Source organism: Pseudomonas lurida, from assembly GCF_002563895.1.
Lineage (GTDB): Bacteria > Pseudomonadota > Gammaproteobacteria > Pseudomonadales > Pseudomonadaceae > Aquipseudomonas > Aquipseudomonas lurida.
The window spans coordinates 2,672,903-2,692,850 of record NZ_PDJB01000001.1 but is presented as its reverse complement, the minus strand read 5'-3'; the positions used below and the strand labels follow the sequence as shown (position 1 = coordinate 2,692,850).

Annotated in this window: 14 protein-coding genes; 7 read left to right on the top strand and 7 right to left on the bottom strand. The window is 61.9% G+C overall.

The window, feature by feature from the left end:
• Positions 1-4 precede the first annotated feature (4 nt).
• The gene (locus ATH90_RS12130; RefSeq protein ID WP_098466360.1) at positions 5-6,982 is read right to left on the bottom strand and encodes an NEL-type E3 ubiquitin ligase domain-containing protein; all 6,978 of its coding nucleotides are present in this window, start codon (positions 6,980-6,982) and stop codon (positions 5-7) included.
• Between the two features lie 140 nt (positions 6,983-7,122).
• Here ATH90_RS12130 and ATH90_RS12125 point away from each other — a divergent pair, with 140 nt between their 5' ends.
• On the top strand, positions 7,123-7,338 hold the full coding sequence (locus ATH90_RS12125; protein WP_034104561.1) for a DUF2970 domain-containing protein: 216 nt from the start codon (positions 7,123-7,125) through the stop codon (positions 7,336-7,338).
• Here the strand turns inward: ATH90_RS12125 and ATH90_RS12120 are convergent.
• A complete protein-coding gene (locus ATH90_RS12120; protein WP_034104559.1) occupies positions 7,335-8,402 on the bottom strand; it encodes an ABC transporter substrate-binding protein in 1,068 nt (355 codons plus the stop codon). The two genes, ATH90_RS12125 and ATH90_RS12120, sit on opposite strands and share 4 nt — an antisense overlap.
• 422 nt (positions 8,403-8,824) lie before the next feature.
• On the opposite strand from ATH90_RS12120, the gene ATH90_RS12115 reads away from it, so the two are divergent.
• Positions 8,825-10,483, top strand: a complete 1,659-nt coding sequence (locus tag ATH90_RS12115) for a nitrite/sulfite reductase (protein ID WP_098466359.1) — start codon at positions 8,825-8,827, stop codon at positions 10,481-10,483.
• Entirely contained in the window at positions 10,467-10,961 is a 495-nt protein-coding gene (locus tag ATH90_RS12110; protein ID WP_034104555.1) for a DUF934 domain-containing protein, read from the top strand. The genes ATH90_RS12115 and ATH90_RS12110 overlap by 17 nt, the downstream gene beginning before the upstream one ends.
• A 41-nt stretch (positions 10,962-11,002) precedes the next feature.
• Here ATH90_RS12110 and ATH90_RS12105 read toward each other — a convergent pair whose 3' ends face one another.
• Entirely contained in the window at positions 11,003-11,407 is a 405-nt protein-coding gene (locus tag ATH90_RS12105; RefSeq protein WP_098466358.1) for a MerR family transcriptional regulator, read from the bottom strand.
• A gap of 71 nt (positions 11,408-11,478) precedes the next feature.
• On the opposite strand from ATH90_RS12105, the gene ATH90_RS12100 reads away from it, so the two are divergent.
• Together ATH90_RS12100 and poxB are read left to right on the top strand one after the other, a co-directional pair.
• A complete protein-coding gene (locus tag ATH90_RS12100) occupies positions 11,479-12,711 on the top strand; it encodes an NADH:flavin oxidoreductase/NADH oxidase family protein (RefSeq protein WP_098466357.1) in 1,233 nt (410 codons plus the stop codon).
• Positions 12,712-12,788: 77 nt separating this feature from the next.
• Positions 12,789-14,513, top strand: coding sequence for a ubiquinone-dependent pyruvate dehydrogenase (gene poxB, locus ATH90_RS12095; RefSeq protein WP_034104550.1), 1,725 nt, complete (start codon positions 12,789-12,791; stop codon positions 14,511-14,513).
• A 50-nt stretch (positions 14,514-14,563) separates the two neighbouring features.
• Here the strand turns inward: poxB and ATH90_RS12090 are convergent, their stop codons facing one another.
• The gene (locus tag ATH90_RS12090) at positions 14,564-15,121 is read right to left on the bottom strand and encodes an NADPH-dependent FMN reductase (protein WP_069023423.1); all 558 of its coding nucleotides are present in this window, start codon (positions 15,119-15,121) and stop codon (positions 14,564-14,566) included.
• A gap of 227 nt (positions 15,122-15,348) precedes the next feature.
• On the opposite strand from ATH90_RS12090, the gene ATH90_RS12085 reads away from it, so the two are divergent.
• Complete coding sequence (locus ATH90_RS12085) at positions 15,349-15,585, top strand: hypothetical protein (protein ID WP_034104547.1); 237 nt, start codon at positions 15,349-15,351, stop codon at positions 15,583-15,585.
• A gap of 61 nt (positions 15,586-15,646) precedes the next feature.
• Here the strand turns inward: ATH90_RS12085 and ATH90_RS12080 are convergent, their stop codons facing one another.
• Entirely contained in the window at positions 15,647-15,988 is a 342-nt protein-coding gene (locus ATH90_RS12080) for a hypothetical protein (protein WP_098466356.1), read from the bottom strand.
• A gap of 110 nt (positions 15,989-16,098) precedes the next feature.
• On the opposite strand from ATH90_RS12080, the gene ATH90_RS12075 reads away from it, so the two are divergent.
• Entirely contained in the window at positions 16,099-16,992 is an 894-nt protein-coding gene (locus ATH90_RS12075; protein WP_098466355.1) for a LysR substrate-binding domain-containing protein, read from the top strand.
• Here ATH90_RS12075 and ATH90_RS12070 read toward each other — a convergent pair.
• A complete protein-coding gene (locus tag ATH90_RS12070) occupies positions 16,989-17,558 on the bottom strand; it encodes a GNAT family N-acetyltransferase (RefSeq protein WP_186573874.1) in 570 nt (189 codons plus the stop codon). The two genes, ATH90_RS12075 and ATH90_RS12070, sit on opposite strands and share 4 nt — an antisense overlap.
• 20 nt (positions 17,559-17,578) lie before the next feature.
• A complete protein-coding gene (locus ATH90_RS12065; RefSeq protein WP_034104538.1) occupies positions 17,579-19,834 on the bottom strand; it encodes an Orn/Lys/Arg family decarboxylase in 2,256 nt (751 codons plus the stop codon).
• Between the last annotated feature and the right edge of the window lie 114 nt (positions 19,835-19,948).

Below are 19,948 nucleotides of genomic sequence, written 5' to 3'. Positions count from 1 at the left end.
CCGACTAGCTGCCCAGCGCGGCAATTTCCCGCGCTGACAGCTGGCTGATCAACGCTTGCCGCTCAGTAGCGTGGGCCTTCTGCAACGCCTCCATGCGCTGGAGATACTCCGAACTCATGTCGGGGTACTGATCCTCCAGCGCCGAGGCCTTGTCCGCCAGCCCTTGCTGAAGCTTCGCGAACGCGTCCGGGTATTGCTCTTGCAGATAATCCACCCAGTAAGCGCGCCCCACCAGTTGCTCAATGAATAGCGGCGTCTGCTCGCGCGCCATGATCGTCGTATAGGCCGCCTCGAGATCCGCTGGCTCCACCCCTGAAACGCTGGCGTAGAGCATGCTTCTGGGCTGCCTGGGCAATGCCAGGCGCCGGGCCAGGCCGAGGCGATACGCCAGCCGGATTTCCGCCGGATCCGTGCGGGGGTTATCACGGATACGTACCCTGGCGACCTCCTCCAACTGGCCCAGGCGGAACAATCCCCTGGACAGGTTCAGCAGGGCGCGGCCCTTGTCGGTAGGGTCGATGGCGCGCAGTGCATTGAACTCATAGACCTCGATCTCCAGCGCGTTGAACAACAGGCTTCGGCCATCGCCACAGGTCACCGAATGCCTCGAGGCACGCGCGATAGCCATCAACCGCTCGCTCAGGGCTTCATCGCCATAGGCCGCCGACAGCACCTCCCAGACTCGCCCGGCCAGGTCGGCGCGATCCAGTTCGAAGTCTCGGGTGTTGCGCAGTTGCGCCAGTATGTTCGCGAAGTCACCGGTGCTGTCGCGGGCGATCACCGTGTCCCATATCGCATGTTTTTCCGAGTCGAGGGGTACGCCTTCGAACCAGCGGGCCTTTTGCACCTGCGCCGGCTCCAGTTCAGGGTGAACGTCGGGACGATCATCGTCGGACTCGGTCCCGTAGCCTGCGAGGTCATTGTCAATCTCTTCGGCGGTAAAGCCCAGCCCACGCCCGGTTTCGCGCTGATACTCGCGCAACCGGATGAGTTCATCCTCCCGCAGCAGGTTCCCCGACAGGTTGGTGCCTGCCATCAACGCGGCATGCCGCGGCTCAAAGGCAGTTGGCGGAATATCGGCGATCGGGTAGTTGCTCCTCAGGTCGAGGCTTGTCAGCGCGGGCGCCTCCAGGGCACCGACCGGCCATAAGAGCAACTGGTTATGGCTCAAGTCCAGGCTTTGCAGGTGGTCAAGACCGGCGAGGTCAAACGTCTCCAGCTCATTCGCGCCCAGGTCCAGCACTTGCAGGCGCGTCAAAGCCTGCAGTTGGCGCTGCAACGGTTCGTTGGCCGCCAGCGCGTTGCCATTGAGGCCCAGCTGAGTCAGGTCGGCCATTTGGGTGACGGCCTCGGGTAATGTGCCCAAGCGATTACCGTTGAGTATCAGGCGGTTGAGCCGGGGAAAGGCGCGCAGGAACCCCTCCGAAGCCGTCGTGAGCCGAACACCGCCAAGGTCCAGCGCCCGGACATGGTTGAAGGTAACCGGCAGCGCAGGCAGGTCGCCGAGGACCAGGCCGCTCAAATCAATGGCATAGTCATTCGCCGCGCTGTCGTCCCCTCGCACATCACGCAGCGTCTCTCGCCAGCAGCTCAGCAGCCGGTCAGAAGCGCGTCGGCGATCGGTCGCATTCACCCACTCGTTACGATGACGCACGGCGGGCACATCGATCCAGGCATTCAAGCGCTCGATCATCTGGGTGTGCTGTACCTGCCACTGGCGCAGCGCAGTTTCGATCTGCGTGGCACTGATGCCCTGTGCCAGCCAGGCGTCGATTCGCTTGCTGGCCTGCGCCAGGTCAAGCTGCGGATCAAGCCGTTGCAGGCGCGCGGCGCTGGTCAGTGGCGCCTCGTCGCCTCCCGGCTCCAGCGGTAGTGGCACCAGCAAGTCCGGTTGCTGCGACGCCTCTACCGGGAAGAACGCCGGATCGCCGCCTGTCCTGCCCGCCGCCAGCACCGCCCTGTCGATCCCGAACGGCCTGGCGAACATGCTCGCCAAGGGATGCCCGGGGCCGGTGCGCTCAGCAAATGCCTGCGCCGTGGCCAGCGCCGATGAACTCAAGCGGCAACCGCGCAACGTGGTCCCCGCCAGCAGCACGTCGTGCCCCACCAGCGCCGCCTCGGGAATGCCGGTTATCGCGCTATGGCTGAGGTCGAGAAAGCCCAGCCGTGGCAGGCCCAGTATGCCTTCGGGCCAGGTCGCGACCTGGGTCTGCGCCAGGTTCAAGTACACCAGGTTGGTCATCGACGTGACGTCCAGGTGACCGACGCGGTTCCTCGACAGGTCCAGGCGTTGCAGCGTGCTCAAGCGGTTCAACCGCGCCTGGGTCGGTGCGGTGATCTTGAGTTCATTGCCGGCAAGATTCAGGTCGGTCAGCGCCCCGAAGCTTTCCAGCACCGCGGGCAGTTCGGTCAAGCGGTTGCCACTCAGGTCGAGTTCGCGCACCTGAGGGAACCGCCCCAGGAAGTCATTCACCTGCATTGTCGTGAGTTTTGCCTCTCGCAGAATCACGCGGCGTATCTGGGGAAACGCTGTATCGCCCAGCGCCGGCAAATCACCCAGCGCGCCGTACTCGCTCAGGTCCAGCGTCTCTCTTACCGGTTCGCCACGGCCACGGGACGGACCTGCCACCGGTTCACGGGGCGCATACCGGGCCGCCAGTGCATCGCGCCAGCAAGCACGGAGCCGGTTCGCCAAAGCCTGACGATCACGCAGGGGCATTTGCTCGCCTTCGACGCGCCTCCCCTCCACACGCAACCACTCCACCAGCGATGCATTCCAGGTGCGATAGTCGTCATGCAGCGCCTCGACTTTATCCAGCAACGCCTGGCCTGCGAGGCCATCGCGCCTGAATGCGGCCAGGGCGTTGCCGGCGAATGCCGGGTCGTGCGCAACCAGTTCCTCCAGCCGACGCTCACTGTATTGGGCGACCCTAAACGGCTCATCCATGAGATGGTCCACGTTGCCACGCACGTACTCAAAGGCCTGCCGGAACGCCGCCGGCTCCAACGCCCTCCAGTTCAATCGCAGGTGACGCCACAAGCGCTCGTGCCCCGTGAACAGAGCGCTGGGCAGCGAAGAGATCTGCACATCGCTCAGGTCCACCAGTTCAAGACCATCGATGGCCTGCAGCCCTGCCGGCCATTCGTGCAGGCTGCCTGCCAGCCTCAAGGTGCGCAAATGTGGCAGCGCGCCATAATCGAGCGCCGGGAGGTGACCACTCAAGTGCAAGTGCGTCAGTTGAGTCATTTGCTGGATCGCTTGGGTCAATGCGGGTGAATACTCACCCGACATCAGCGGCAGTTCGAGTTTGATGTCGACGATGCCATGCCACGCGGGCAATCTGCTTGCCAGGGCCGGCATGTCTGCCGCCTCGAGGGCGATGTCCAGCGACTCAAGCGCAGAGAAGCGCTGTACCAGCGTGCCATCGACCAGTTGGGCACTGCCTGCCCTGACCCGGCGCACATGGGAAAAGTCCGCACCCCACGGCGGCAACGAATCAGCGCCCAACAGATCAAGGTCGAATGCCGGCGCCAGCCCTCGAACCAGACCGTTTCGCCAGCAGCCGATGATGCGGTCGGCGAAGACACGTCGGGTCGGCCAGTTCGGCCCCTGTGGAAACCGCACCGTGCCTTCATCGACCCAGGTTTGCAGCACCGTACGCAGGCCTTCGAACTCCCGGCTCCGGTTTTCCAGCAGATGGAACACCTGCTGATCGGTATCACCCGCCAACTGGCGGCTCCGGATGAACTGCGCCGCCTGTCGATCATCAAGGTTGGGATAGACATCCCGCACCCTGGCGACCAACGGCTCATCGGCAAACCCGACGGTGTCACCGCTGGCGGCATACCCCAGCAGCCCGGAGGGGCGCCGTACCCTGCGTGCGCCTGCGCCCTTGAGTGGATCACGCTTGAGGATGCGCGACATCTCATCACGATGGCGGCACGCATAGTCCGCCACCTGCTTGCGCAATGCCGCGCCTTGCTCGCCCTGCAACGCCCCACGCACCGTCTCGGGCACCACGTGCAGCAGCGACTCGAACAGATTGCGGCCATGCTTGGGTACGCTGTTCAGCGCCCTGCCGCCAGCCTCGAACGTACGAAACTGATCGTCACCCTTGATCAGGTAAAAACGCGTCGCGGCCTGTTCGCTGCCGATGCTGTCCACCAGCGGCCCCCTGATCCCGCGGGCACGCAGTTCCACGCGGATGTCCGTCGACCAGCCGGGCAGTTGCTCCAGGCAGTGCAGCGCCAGGCGGTCGCTGGCCGTGCTGGCCAGGCTTTCCAAATATAGGCCTGCCAGTGCCCGGCTTAAAAAACTCTGGTGCAGATGCACACGAATGTCCTTGGCCAAGCGCAACGGAACGCGCCCGGTGCTGCGCAACTGGTTCAGTTCTGCGGCACTGGCATCGCCCAGTACCTGCTGCGCGGCTTCTGGCGACAGCGACGCAAAGCTGCGTTGCAGCACCTGGGTATCGGCGTCCGTGACCGCTTGAGCGCTCAACAGGCTTTCGAACAAGGCCTTTTTGCGGGCTTGCGCCTGATCGGCCAGACGTTCCCTCAATATCTGTACAGGCTGCACACCTGGCCGGGCGCCTTCACTGCCCAACACGCGGGTGATCTGCGCTTGATCGAGACCTGCGAGTATTTTTTCAGGCAGTTTCCCCGCATTGACCTCTGCCTGCGTGATTGTGATCGATGGCCGGGTGCTGCCTGTCCCGAAGCGCTGTGAAGCGCCCCAGGGTTCCGGGCCACTGAACACTTCGACCACTTCCCCCGCCGGCCATTCGGGCATCTCCACGGCCAGCGGCGCCATGAACTGGCAATGCTTTCCAAGGCAGGCGCCCGCGCGGATGTTGCCGATCACCTCGTCCGTTTGCCGGTCGACCTCGAACAACCGGGCCATCTCCAAAAACTCCGGTGGTGGTACCTGATGATCCACGTGCATCGCCCGCAGGCCATCGTCGTTGAACCCGCTGACATCGGCGATTTGCTCCACCTGTGCATCGCTGAGGTGCTCCATGTGCGGCCCGGTTCGACGCAGCAGCTTCAGGCGCGACCATTCCAATGGCCGCTCCAGCGTATGGCGCCAGGCACCACGTCCGTTGTGCCGCACAATCGGCTGGTAGGCATCCTGGTTGACGGGGTGCTTGATCCGCCACTCCTTGAGCGCTGGATCGAAGCGCTTTTCGAAGGCGCTGCCCTCCAGCGAGATGTAGGTCTTGCCGGCCACTGTGTACTGCCCCAAGGCATTGGGCGTGAGGCCCTTGAGCGAGACGCTGCTTTTATAGGTCGAAAGGTCCGGATGCCACAGGCGCAGTTTGCCGAACGGCGTCACCACGCGGCGCATGCCGTTGACGAATGGCGACGGCACCAGCGTCCGCGCCCTGCCCGCCACCGCGCCCAGCGCCGCCATGGAAGCGACGTTCTGCATGACCGAGGTGAGATGCGCCCAGGCTTGCGCGCTGTCTCCGACGCTCCACGCTTCAGCGCCTTGGTACACCTCATAGCCGATCTGCACGGCAGTGATGACCATCATCACTTCGCCCAGCCCGGGCACAAAGAACGCCGCGACGTTGAGTACGTTCAACCCCCATTCGGCCCAATGCTTGAGGCGATTGCGCCAGGCGTCGTGATCCACCTGCGCGGTGGGTACGGCCAGCAGCTTGGCGTTGGACGTGACCCGTTCAAGGTGCTTGTCGTAGAGATGAGCGAACACGTCGGTCTCTATGAACGCCTCTTTGGCATGCAGATCGACATCGTCGCTCCAGACTTCTTCGTACATCCCCGAGGCGAAGGCAGCGGGGTTGTAGTTCGGCCCAGGCGGCACAGGGTTCGGATTCCAGCGGTTGGTCTTCAACTGGCTTTTGAGGCGTCGCAAGAAGGTTTGGGCTTCATCCAGGGGCAGCCGGCCGGCAAAAAAGCGCTGATAACCTGGTGAGCGCAGCTTGATTGCCAACTGCGTGGCGAAGGCCTTGAGCGAGGCATACTCCCTGATCGGGTCGAGCGGATCGCCGGGGATGCACACAATGATGCGACTATCGCCGATCAGCGGTTTGATCAGCTTGGCTTGCGGCAAAAACAGGTCAATCAGCGTGTCCAACCCCGGTAGCGGTTTGCGCGAGACGCTACCGATGATCACCAGGTCGCTCACGTCAGAGCCCAGCAGGTTCAACTGGCTGTAAGTGACCTGCGCACCGTCGAGCCTGGGGGTGGGCATGCCATCGATTATCGCCAGCAACGCCGCGTAGGCGCTGGCACTGATCACCGAACGCATTCGGGCGGTGTGAGCGTGCACCCGCCATGCATCCTTGTTGGCCTCTATCGTCTGCCGGCGCACCTGTGCAGTGCTGGCTGGCGCGCCAAACACAGTGCTCAGGTGTTGCTGATATTGCCGGCCCAGATCCAGTTGACGGCACAGGTCGGCGAATTCCGCAGGTTTGATCGCCAGCTTGTCGCGCACGTGGTAGCGCACTTTCGCAAACGGATAACGCTGGCTTTCATCGTAAAGGATTTGTTCCAGCGACCCCGCCGGCGCGAGCGCACTGGTTTCCTGCAGCGCGACCTCATCGAACGGCTCATCGGCCTCGAAATTGCGCAGCGCCGCTTGCAACAGCGACTGCTGTTCCAGGCGATTGGGCGCGCGCATATGAAAAAGCGCGGTGCCGTTGACATCCGGCGCCACGCCGAACCGCTTGCGTAACGCCTCGACCAACAGCGGCTCGGCAAATTCGGTGATGCCTTTCAAGTCTTTCAGCACCGTGGCCAATGCCTGGCTTGACGCCTGGCGCCGCACGCCGCTGTCGATCAGGGCCTGGCGCAGGAGCGGGCTGGCGGCGGCGAACGCCTCGGGGTATCTCGCCTGGAAGCGCTGCACCGGGTCGCGGGCGCGGTTCAACGCCTCGATGTCGGGCGCGGCCAGGTGTTTGATCCACCCAGGAAGGCGGGACTGGATGAACGGAGCGTGAAGCGAGGGTGTGGGCATGTTGCGGTTTCCTGATGCGTCATGAAGATGCATCAGAAAATCACGCCCCAGGCGCCTCGAAGCGGTGCACTGTTGTGGCCTGCCCACGGGAATTGACTATGCTTGCTCAGGATCGACTTGATCCGCATGGCGAGGGTTTTATGGACGACTCACCCAACAAGCCACCAACGTTCTGGCAGATGTTGCATAGCGTGATGGCCGCAGCATTCGGCGTACAGAGCGGAAAGAATCGCGCCCGTGACTTTTCCCACGGCAAGCCCAGTCACTTCGTGATCCTGGGCATCCTGTTCACGGCGGTGTTTGCACTGGCCCTGTTTGCGATCGTCAAACTGGTGCTGCACCTGGCCGGGGTCTAGCGCAGTAACAACTGCAGGCTGAAAGGGTAACGGTAGGACGTCGGCTTGCCTTGCGCAGACAGCGCACGAAAATTCACCGACGGTGTTGGGCCCAGCAAGCGTCGCGCCTGGCCGGCATCAATCAGCTGGAACAACGCCAGCTGACGGTCACGCCCGCCATAGGCGCCAATGTCTACGCCCTTGGCATCGTCATTGATCAATACCATGGCCCACCCGCCCACGGTGAAGTGCCCGGCGACCAAGCTCGACACCTGCCCCTCCAGGCGCGCCTGCAAGATCTCGGGTGAGCTGTTGACTGCACTGAACAACGCGTCCTTGCCGGGCATTCCACCACTGGCCTGCAGCGCCTGCATGGCCCCCAGCGCCATCTGGTCGTTGGCCGACCACACCAGCGCCGTCTGCGGGTAGCGCTTGAACAGCAGCGTGGCTTGCTCGAAGGCGCGCTGGCGACTCCATTCACCGTAGACCAACTGGCGCAGGCGCACCTCGGGATGCTCGGCCAGTGCCCGGCGCATGCCGCGCTCGCGCAACTGAGCCACCGGGGTGGTCTTGGACCCGGAAAATGCCAGCAGGTCGAGGGATTGGCCGGGGGCAACCGGGCCATGCTGACGCAACAGATCGCTGAGCATCAGGTAGCCCGCCTGTTCGTCGTCGGCGACCAGGCTACCGATCAACTGAATGCCGCTGCGCGAGCCCAGCAATTGCATTTGGTCGGCGGTCAGCGCGCTGTTGACCACCAGCAGCTTGACCCCGCTGCCCTCGGCCATGCGCAGGATTTGCGGTGCGACGTATTGCTCGTTCACCAGCACCAGGTAGTCGGGCCGCTCGCTGCCTTGTAGGGCTTCACGCGCCTGGACCAGCGTGTTGTTGGTATCGCGCTCGGAATAACGCACGCGCAAATCCAGGCCGAGGTCCTTGGCTGCGGCCTGCATGAATTGCGCGTAGCTGACCCAGAAGGTTTCCGTCGATGTGCCTGGGTTGAGAAACACCACCGACGTGGCATGGGCCATGGCCCCTACCGTCGATACCAGCAACCACACACACGCAATCAAAACCTTGAACATGGTTATTTGAGCCTTGAACAGTGGACGCCATGATAGTGGCAATCCGACAGTCAATCGAGACTCAATCGACCGTCTTTATTGGTGGCTGACCCAGAACACCGCGGTCCCTACCACCAGGATAATCAGGAACAGAATGGCCCAGGCGTCCACGGTACTGTCGGGTTTACGGGCTTTTGTCGGATTGCTCATCGCATCGCCTCTTGTCGGTTTTATAGGTGATTGAACGAAGACACGAGCACAGTAAAGTTGATGATTGCCCGCATGACAAATGTGGGTATGGCAATAACGGTTCTCATTAGTCAATTTGGTTATTTGCATATACTCAAACATCACTTTTGCGCATAAACGCAAACTGGTATCGTGCGCCGGCTCCGTTGGGAGTGCGCGGCCGTGCGCGCAGATTTGCCGAGAACAGGACCTATATGTACGTATACGACGAATACGATCAGCGCATCATCGAGGACCGCGTCAAGCAGTTCCGTGATCAGACCCGACGCTACCTAGCAGGTGAACTGAGCGAAGAAGAGTTCCGCCCTCTGCGCCTGCAAAATGGCCTTTATGTTCAGCGCTTTGCGCCGATGCTGCGGGTGGCCGTGCCCTATGGCCAACTGACGTCGCGCCAGGCGCGCATGATGGCCAAGATTGCCCGCGACTTCGACAAAGGCTATGCCCACATCAGTACCCGCCAGAACGTACAGTTCAACTGGCCGGCCCTGGAAGATGTGCCGGACATCCTGGCTGAACTGGCTACCGTGCAGATGCACGCTATTCAGACCAGCGGTAACTGCCTGCGCAACGTGACCACTGACCAATTCGCCGGTGTTGCTGCCGACGAGCTGATCGACCCACGCCCCTGGTGCGAAATCGTCCGCCAATGGACCACCTTCCACCCCGAATTCGCCTACCTGCCGCGCAAGTTCAAGATCGCCATCAATGGCTCGACCTCGGACCGCGCCGCCATCGAAGTGCACGATATCGGCCTGGAGCCGGTGCACAATGACGCCGGCGAGCTGGGCTTCCGTGTCCTGGTGGGTGGCGGCCTCGGCCGTACCCCAGTGGTCGGTGCCTTTATCAATGAATTCCTGCCGTGGCAGGACCTGTTGAGCTACCTCGACGCGATCCTGCGGGTCTACAACCGCTACGGCCGTCGTGACAACAAGTACAAGGCCCGGATCAAGATCCTGGTCAAGGCGCTGACTCCCGAGGTCTTCGCCCAGAAAGTCGACGCCGAGATGGAACACCTGCGCGGCGGCCAGACCACCCTGACCGAAGCCGAAGTGCACCGTGTGGCCAAGCATTTCGTCGACCCTGAGTACAAGGCCCTGACCAATCAGGACGCCGAGTTGGCAGCGCTCGATAAGGAGCACCCAGGCTTTGCACGCTGGCGCACTCGCAACACCCTGGCGCACAAGAAGTCGGGTTATGTCGCAGTGACCCTGTCGCTCAAGCCCACTGGTGTCGCACCGGGCGATATCACCGACAAGCAGCTGGACGCCGTCGCCGACCTGGCCGAGCGCTACAGCTTTGGCCAACTGCGCACCTCCCACGAGCAGAACATCATTCTCGCGGACGTCGAGCAGAGCCAACTGTTCACCCTGTGGGGCGAACTGCGCGAAGGGGGTTTCGCCACCCCGAACATCGGCCTGTTGACGGACATCATCTGCTGCCCGGGTGGCGACTTCTGCTCGCTGGCCAACGCCAAGTCGATCCCGATTGCCGAATCGATCCAGCGCCGCTTCGACGACCTGGACTACCTGTTCGACATCGGCGAGCTCGACCTGAACATCTCCGGTTGCATGAACGCCTGTGGTCACCACCACGTCGGGCACATCGGCATCCTGGGCGTTGACAAGAAAGGCGAAGAATTCTACCAAGTGTCCCTGGGTGGCAGCGCCAGCCGCGATGCGAGCCTGGGTAAGATCCTCGGCCCATCCTTCGCCCAGGAAGCCATGCCCGAGGTGATCGGCAAGCTGATCGACGTGTACATCGAACAGCGCACCGAAGATGAGCGATTCATCGACACCTACCAGCGCATCGGCATTGACCTGTTCAAGGAGCGCGTCTATGCAGCGAATCATTAAGAACAACGAAGTCGTCGACGAAACCTGGCACCTGCTGCCCAAGGACGCGAGCTTCGACGGCATTTCAAACTGCGACGACTTGATCGTGCCACTGGCCCTGTGGCGCGAACACGGTCACGCCCTCAAGGCCCGCGACGGTGGCCTGGGCGTGTGGCTGGACGCCGACGAAGAAGCCGAGGAAATCGGTGAAGACGTGGCACACTTCCAGGTCATCGCCCTGAACTTCCCGGCCTTCACCGACGGTCGCAACTACTCCAACGCCCGATTGCTGCGTGACCGCTACGGTTACAAAGGCGAGCTGCGTGCGATTGGCGACGTGCTCCGCGACCAACTGTTCTACCTGCGCCGCTGCGGGTTCGATGCCTTCGCCTTGCGCGCCGACAAAGACCCCTACGACGCGCTGGAAAGCCTCAAGGACTTCTCGGTGACGTACCAGGCTGCAACGGATGAGCCACTGCCGCTGTTCCGTCGCCGCTAAGCGTGCGCACATAAAAAAGCCCTGGCATGCCAGGGCTTTTTTTATGGCTTGGTCTTGATCGACGCCAGCACCTGTTTTTGCCCCATGGAACACGGCACGCCTTCCGGCTGCGCCCGCACCGCCTCAATCACGCCCAGCAATTGCGCCTTGCTATGCGCCAACTGCGCCTGCATGCCTTCGATCTGTGCAACCTTGCGCTCCAGCGCCTCGATCAATGCCTCACGCTTGTGCTCACCCGGCGCCGGCATCAGTGCCTTGAGCTCCTGCAAGGTAAACCCGGCCTGTTGCGCGCTCTGGATCAGTTGCAGTGCCTGCAAGGCTTCAGGCGCATAGCGTCGATAGCCATTGGCCTGGCGCCCTACCTGGGTGATCAGGCCCTCGGACTCGTAGAACCGTATGCGCGACGCCGCCAGCCCACTCTGTCTTGCCAGCTCACCAATATTCATCGCCGCACCTGCTTGACATTAAAGTTAACTTTAAGCTTAGCCTGAGGCCTCCCCCGCCCAGGAGTCAATCCATGTCCCCCTTTGAACCCTTGCAACTGCCCAACGGCCAAGTCCTCTCCAACCGTATCGCCAAGGCTGCGATGGAAGAAAACATGGCGGATCACCGGCAGGCGCCTTCGCGTGAATTGATGCAGCTGTACAAGGCCTGGGCGGATGGTGAGCCTGGCGTGTTGATCACCGGCAACGTGATGATCGACCGCCGCGCCATGACCGGCCCGGGCGGCGTCGCCCTCGAGGACGAGCAGCAGCTGGACAGCTTTCGCGAATGGGCCGATGTGGCTCGGGCCAGGCACGTGCACTTCTGGGTACAGCTCAGCCACCCGGGGCGCCAGACCCCGGCCAACTTGCGCCAGCAAGCCGTGGCACCTTCCGCCGTCGCGCTTGACCTGGGCGGTTTCTCGAAGATGTTCGCCAAACCCAAGGCCATGGCCGAAGGCGATATCCAGGATGTGATCAAACGCTTCGCCATCAGCGCACGCCTGGCCGAGAAAGCCGGGTTTACCGGCGTGCAAATCCATGGTGCCCACGGCTACCTGATCAGCCAGTTTCTCTCACCCTTGAGCAACCAGCGCACCGACCGCTGGGGCGGCTCGCTGGAAAACCGCGCGCGCTTGCTCCTGGAAGTGGTCCGTGCGGTACGCGCCAGTGTCAGCCCTTCGTTCTGCGTGGCCGTCAAACTCAACTCCGCAGACTTCCAGCGCGGCGGCTTCGCAGAGGCCGATGCACGTGCCGTGGTCGAAATGCTCAACCCACTGCCTATCGACCTGCTGGAGTTGTCCGGTGGCAGCTACGAAGCACCAGCCATGCAAGGCGAGGCACGGGACGGTCGTACCCTGGCCCGCGAAGCGTACTTCCTGGAAATGGCCACGTCGCTTGCAACCATCGCCACCATGCCGGTCATGGTTACCGGCGGGATTCGCCGCCTACCGGTCGTGCAGCACGTGCTGGACAGCGGCATCGCCATGGCCGGTATCGCCACGGCCCTGACGTTGGAGCCGCAACTGATCCAACACTGGCGCGAAGGTCGCGACCCCAACCCGCAGCTCAAGCCGATCGACTGGAAGCGCAAACCCCTGGCCTCCCTCGCTGTCCTCGCCGTAGTGCGCTACCAGATGCGCCGACTCAGCCGCGGCCTGCTGCCCAGGGCCAGAGTCGCCCCGTGCGTTGCGCTGGTCCGTGACCAATGGTTCATTGCCCGGCGCACGCGGCAATACCGTGCGGCCATGACGCAATCTTCACGTTAAGAGCGGAGCATTCGCCGTGATCGAACTGTCCCCTATTGATCAGCAGTTTTTAACCTCACTGACGATTGGAGTTCTTCATGGCGAAAATCAACCTGGCCCAGCAGTTGGCGACCACCCTTGAACAGGCGGGCATCAAGCGCATCTGGGGCCTGACCGGCGACAGCCTCAACGGCCTCACAGACGCCCTGCGCACCATGGACAGCATCGAATGGATGCATGTGCGTCACGAGGAAGTGGCGGCGTTCGCCGCGGGTGCCGAAGCGGCCGCCACGGGCGAGCTGACGGTGTGCGCCGGCAGCTGCGGACCGGGCAACCTGCACTTGATCAATGGCCTGTTCGACTGCCATCGCAACCATGTGCCGGTGCTGGCGATTGCCGCGCAGATCCCGTCCTCGGAGATCGGCCTGAACTACTTCCAGGAAACTCATCCCCAGGAACTGTTCAAGGAGTGCAGCCACTTTATCGAGCTGGTCTCCAACCCCGAGCAGATGCCCCACGTGCTGCATCGCGCCATGCGTTCGGCGATCCTCAACCGTGGCGTGGCGGTCGTGGTGATTCCCGGCGATGTGTCGCTGCTAGAGGTCGAGGACACACTCAAGCCCTGGCCGGCCCTGCACGCGCCGCGCACCCTGCCTGCGGAGCAGGACCTGCAACGCCTCACCGACATTCTGGACAGCAGCCAGAAAGTCACCCTGCTGTGCGGCAGCGGTTGCGCGGGCGCCCATGACCAGGTCGTCGCCTTGGCCGACGCGCTGGGTGCCCCTGTGGTGCATGCCCTGCGCGGCAAGGAACATGTGGAGTGGGACAACCCGTTCGATGTGGGCATGACCGGCCTAATCGGCTTCAGCTCGGGCTACCACGCCATGCTCGACTGCGACACGTTGATCATGCTCGGCACCGACTTCCCCTACCGCCAGTTCTACCCGACCGACGCCAAGATCATCCAGGTTGACCGCAACCCGCAGGCCCTGGGTCGTCGTGCGACGCTGGACCTGGGCATTGCCGCCGATGTCAGTGAAACCATCGGCGCCCTGCTGCCTCGCCTGACGCGCAAGACCGATCGCAGCTTTCTCGAGACCTCCTTGAAGCATTATGAAAAAGCCCGCCAGGGGCTGGACGACCTGGCACAACCGTCGAAGGCCAATCGGCCGATCCACCCGCAGTACGTGGCACGCCTGCTCAGCGAACTGGCGGATGAAGATGCCATTTTCACCGCCGACGTCGGTTCGCCGACCGTGTGGGCGGCGCGCTATTTGAAGATGAACGGCAAGCGTCGCCTGATCGGTTCGTTCAACCACGGTTCCATGGCCAACGCGATGCCCCAGGCCATCGGCGCACAGGCAGCTTTCCCGGATCGCCAAGTGATTTCGATGTCCGGCGATGGCGGCTTTGCCATGTTGATGGGGGACTTTATCTCGCTGGCACAGCTGAAACTGCCGGTGAAAGTCATCGTGTTCGATAACTCGTCACTGGGGTTTGTCGCCATGGAAATGAAAGCGGCAGGCTACCTGGACGCGGGCACCGAGCTGAAAAACCCGGACTTCGCGGCCATGTCCAACGCCATGGGCATCCTGGGTATTCGCGTGGAGCAGTCAGAGGACCTGGAACCCGCCCTGCGCCGCGCCCTGGCCCATGACGGGCCGGTGCTGGTGGACGTGGTCACTGCGACCCAGGAATTGGTCATGCCGCCGACCATCAAGCTGGAACAGGCCAAGGGTTTCAGCCTGTACATGCTCAAGGCGGTCATGAGCGGACGTGGCGATGAAGTGATCGAACTGGCACGCACCAACTGGCTGCGCTAACCCCCTCTCCTGTAGGTGCCGGCTTGCCGGCCCCTACAGGCAAGTTTGCATCAGCCCTTCTGTTTCTCCACCCACTGACCGTATGCATCAATGAACGCCTGCAGGAACGGCTTGGTCTTTTCAGACACCTGCCCAGCGTCATCGAACACGCTGCCCGCGCCGCCCAGATAAGCTTCCGGCTGCTGCATGCACGGCACATCGAGGAAGACCAGCGACTGGCGCAGGTGATGGTTGGCCCCAAAACCACCGATGGCACCCGGCGATACGCTGATGATCGCACCCGGTTTGCCACTCCAGGCGCTTTGCCCATAGGGACGGGATCCGACGTCGATGGCATTCTTCAGCGGAGCGGGGACGGAGCGGTTGTATTCCGGCGTCACGAACAACACCGCGTCGGATGAGCTCACGTGCTTGCGGAAAGTACTGTAGGCTGCCGGCGGAGTCGCGGCGTCAATGTCTTCGTTGTAGAGCGGCAAATCGCCAATTTCCACAATGTTCAACTTCAGGTTGGCAGGGGCCAGTTCGGCCAATGCCAGGGCGACCTTGCGGTTGATCGAGTCTTTTCTCAAGCTGCCAACCAGGACGGCTACGGTGTAGACCTTGCTCATTGGGGTTTCCCGACGTCTGACTAAAGGAGCTTGTAGTTATAGAGTCTTCGCGACGTGTTCACCAGAGGGTTTTGATAATCCCGAGGCCGCTTGCTTCGCAGCGTGATGCGTAGGAATAGCCTGAAAAGATCAGCGAATAGTATTTTTATTCCGTAAGTAAACTACCCCGCTCCATGACGGTCTACAGAACCGCAAATAGAGTGTTTATCTCCAGAGGTTCTAAACAGATGGCAGCAGTACTAGTCGGACAGTTTCATGCCAGAGACGCAGAAGGACGCGTGTATTCGGTGCATGAGTTCCAGGAATCCAACCCGGCGCAAGGCGACCTGGCTGGCTCGGCACCTACCACCACCTACAAGCTGGCCATTGGCGACCGTGTAGAAAAGCTGGAAGGCGACGAATTCAAGTTGATTCAATCGGGCACCATTCTCGTGCGCGAGTCGCAAAACACCCTCGCGTCATAAGATCCCGCCCTATCCACCTGCTCAGTCCTGGCCATTGACGGCATTGACTGGGCTGGGGTGATCACGGACGACGGATCTCCGTGACCTCGATGCCCTGCTCCCCCTCGACCTTCTTCAACGTCACCACCAACCGCCCGCGCTCGCCCTCCACCGCGAACATAGAACGCTGATAGCCCGCCGTGTTGTAACCGGGATGCGCAACCACTTGCCTGACCAGTTCAATGCCCAGCACCGCGCCCACCTGATCGACGACCTGTTCCTGGGACCGGATAAAGGCTTCAAGTGCCAGGTTTTCCGGCAGGGTTTCGTTTTGAGTGTTGAAGAGATAAGCAGCCACGCACCCCACGGTCACCAAGACCAGCAGTTGCTTGGCCGTTACCCCGAGAATCGAGGGTAGAGGCATTTGAGACCAGACCTGTTTTTGTTGTTAACGCCGGTAGCCGGCTTTTGGTCGTTGATGATCAGCGCAGCCATTCTATTGAATCCCCGGCCCGCTGCACATAGACTCCGGCGATGCGTTTACGTCATATCGAAGTGATTCAGGCCATCTTGCAGACCGGACACCCTGGCCTGGCCGCCGAGTGGTTGCAACTCCCCGTGGGCGATGTGGACGCGGCGCTCAAGGAAGCCGAGGCGCAATTGGGCTTCATGTTGTTCGCCAGCGTGCGCGGACGCTTGCAAGCCACCCGGGAAACCCTGGAGCTGCAGGCAGGAATCGCCCATGTGTATGAGGCGCTGGAACCGGTTCAACGCCTGGCCGGCCGCTTGAAACACCATCAAGCGCCAACCCTGCGCGCCCTCTGCACGCCCCCCCTGGCCAATCAACTGCTGCCGCAAAGCATTGCGGTGCTGCGCCGGCGCTTCCAGGACACTCCGTGCAACCTGTCGAGCCAGCCGACCCGCGAGATCGTCAGGAGCCTGCTGCTGCACGAAGCCGAGGTAGGCTTGAGCCTGCATGACCCGGAACACCCACAGATCCAAAGCACCGTGCTGGCCCAGGGCAAACTGCAGTTGCTCGCCCCCCATGGCTGGCTCAAGCCCAAGCAGAAGTACATCGCCTTACAGGACCTGGCGGGGCAATCGATGATCGGCCTCGAAGGCCAGGACCCGCTCAGCCGCCTGCTGGACGCCAAGCTGCAAGCGTTGCGCCCGCTTCCTGTGGTGCAGACCCGTGTTCAAACCTACCAGATGATGCGCAGCATGGTCGAAGCAGGCGAAGGCCTGGCGATTGTCGACCCGTTTACCGCGTTCGGCGCACGCGAAGCTGGGCTGGATGCCTGCCCGGTGTCGCCGCCGATCATGGTCAGCCTGTATGCGCTGACCCTCAAGGATGGCGTGACCTCCCCGGCGCTGAATGCGCTGCTGGAGATTGTCACACAGAAGGCTGAAGGCTTGTTGCTGGGTTAAGCCTTGTCGACTTCGCTCTTGAACAACCGATACCAGAAAATCGCCACTTCACGGGTTTGCGGGTCGATACCGCGATAGCGCAGGTGGTCGATGCCGCCCATCACGTAGCCACAACGCTCGTACAACCGACAGGCCCCGAGGTTGTTGTTCTGGGTTTCGAGCATCATGCCGGGCAGGTTTTTCTTGCGGCTCCAGAACTGCGCCACATCCAACAGCGCCTTGGCCACCCCATGGCGCCGTGCAGGCAAGACCACGGCCAATTCGTCGACATGGGCAAAGCCGTTCCAATTGGTGCTGACCACGATGTGCCCAACCGGTCGATCGTCAAGGTAAGCCATGAAGATGGCGCTGTCGGGGGCATCGCGAAAACTGGCGAATTCCTCCGGGTCAATGCCATAGCACTTGCGGTACGGCAGGATGCGCTCCACGGGCCATTGATCGACACGCTTGCCCATCTGCGGCTCACCATAGCCACTGACCTCGAAGCTGAAGTCATTGCCCCACACGTAGGCATCAAAGCCTTCGTCGGCGACCCGAACACTGAGCCCCGGATACTTCGGGTTCATTACAGCTTGCATAAACATCCCTAACCCTTGATGCAATCGACGGTGTAACAACGACCTCTGCCGTCATCTTCGTGTTGCAACCCATGAACATCGGCGACAAAACCGGGAAAACTGCTATCGAACGTCCGGGCGAAGGCCAGGTAGTCAATGATCGAGCGCGTTGACTCGGTAAAGCGCTCGCCCGGCATGATCAACGGAATACCGGGCGGGTAAGGCACCAGCATCACGGCTGCGATGCGCCCTGGCAAGGCATCGATGGAAACCGCCTCCACTTCCCCCTTGACCAGTTGGTCGTAGGCGTCGGCGGGTTTCATGCCGATTTCCGGTAGCACCGTATACATTCGTTTGAGGTGTTTCGCGGTGGCGTTGCTACGGTAACAGCTATGCAGTTGGTCGCACAGGTCGCGCAGGCCCAGGCCCTGATAGCGTGTAGGGCCTTGGGCAAACACGGATGGCAGGCAACTGGCCAGGCTGATGTTGGCGTCATAGCTGCGCTTGAACTCCAGCAACTCGGTGAGCAAGGTACTCCATTTACCTTTGGTAATGCCCATAGAAAACAGCACCAGGAAGGAATACAGCCCGGTCTTTTCGACCACCAGGCCACGCTCCCAGAGGAACTTGCTGACCACGGCCGCCGGAATCCCGCAATCGCTCAGAGCGCCGCCAGCGTTGAGGCCGGGCATCACCAGCGTCACTTTGATCGGGTCCAGCAGCACGTAGTCCTCGGCGACATCACCAAAGCCATGCCAGTCATCCTGGGGATGCAGCAGCCAATCTGCGGTGACGACCCGGTCGATACCCGCCACAGACGGCGGCTGCCAAATGGAAAACCACCAATCCTCGGCAGCAATGTGCTGGCGCAGGTTGGCCAGTGCCCGGCGGAAGCTCAGCGCCTCGTCGAACATTTCCTGCAGCAGCGATCGCCCGGCCGGGCCCTCCATCATCGCCGAGGCCACATCCAGCGAGGCAATGATGCTGTATTGAGGCGAGGTGGAGATATGCATCATGAACGCTTCATTGAAACGGTCACGGTCCAACTGGCGCGCGCCGCCGTCCTGCACATGGATCATCGAAGCCTGGCTGAATGCCGCCAGCAGCTTGTGGGTGGAGTGGGTAGTGAACACCAGCGGGCTGTCCGGCGTACGCGAAGTGCCCATGCCATAGCGGCCGGCGAAGAACTCATGAAACGCCGCGTAGGCGTACCAGGCTTCGTCAAAATGCAGCACCTCCACGCTGTTGCCCAATTGTTGCTTGATCAATTCGGCGTTGTAGCACAGGCCGTCATAGGTGGAGTTGGTGACCACCGCCATCTTCACCTTCGGCGCACGCCCACGGGTCAACGGGCTGGCGTCGATCTTGGCGCGGATCGATTCGGGGCTGAACTCACTCAGGGGAATCGGGCCGATGATCCCCAGCTCGTTACGCTCCGGGCACAGGTAAAGCGGGATGGCGCCGGTCATGATGATCGAATGCAGCACCGACTTGTGGCAGTTGCGGTCCACCAGCACCAGGTCATCGCGCCCGACCATGGAATGCCAGACGATCTTGTTGGCGGTGGACGTGCCGTTGATCACGAAGAAGGTGTGGTCGGCGCCAAAGTTACGCGCGGCGCGGGCTTCGGCTTCAGCCAGGGGCCCAGTGTGGTCCAGCAGCGATCCCAGCTCGGGCACCGACACCGACAAATCCGAACGCAGGGTGTTCTCCCCGAAGAACTGATGGAACGCCTGCCCCACCGGGCTCTTGCGATAGGCCACGCCGCCGCCGTGGCCAGGGGTGTGCCAGGAATAGTTGGAGTCAGCGGTGTGCTGCACCAGCGCTTTGAAGAACGGCGGCAACAGGCCATCCAGGTAAGTGCGGGCCGCGCGGGCGACTTGACGGGCGAGAAACGGCACGGTGTCTTCGAACAGGTAGAGAATGCCACGCAGTTGGTTGAGTTCGCTCATGGCATCGGCCGGCGCATTCTCCAGGGTGACTTGCTCGCCCAGGGCAAAGATCGGCAAGTTGGGCGCCCGCAGGCGCGCGAGCCGGATCAGCTCGACCATGTTTTGCAACAGATGGGTATTCTCGCCAGCCCCTTCGGCGGCGATCAGCATGCAGGCCAGGCCATGATGGGTGGAAGCCACCAGTCGGCCTTCGGCGTAGTCCACTGCCTCGATGATACTGAAGCCCTCTTGTTCCAGCTCTCGGGCGATGCCTCGGACCCGGTCACCGGCAACGGTGTCGGCCTTGATGTCGCGGTGCACGATAAGGACGGGGAACTTCAGGTCTTTATACATGAGTGCTTGTAGTCCTGAGGGCTATGCACTCAAGGGTAGAAGCTGGGAGTGGATGTGGCGAATGAAGATTTCAAAGGCACTTAAGATCGACTGTGGGAGCTGGCTTGCGCGCGA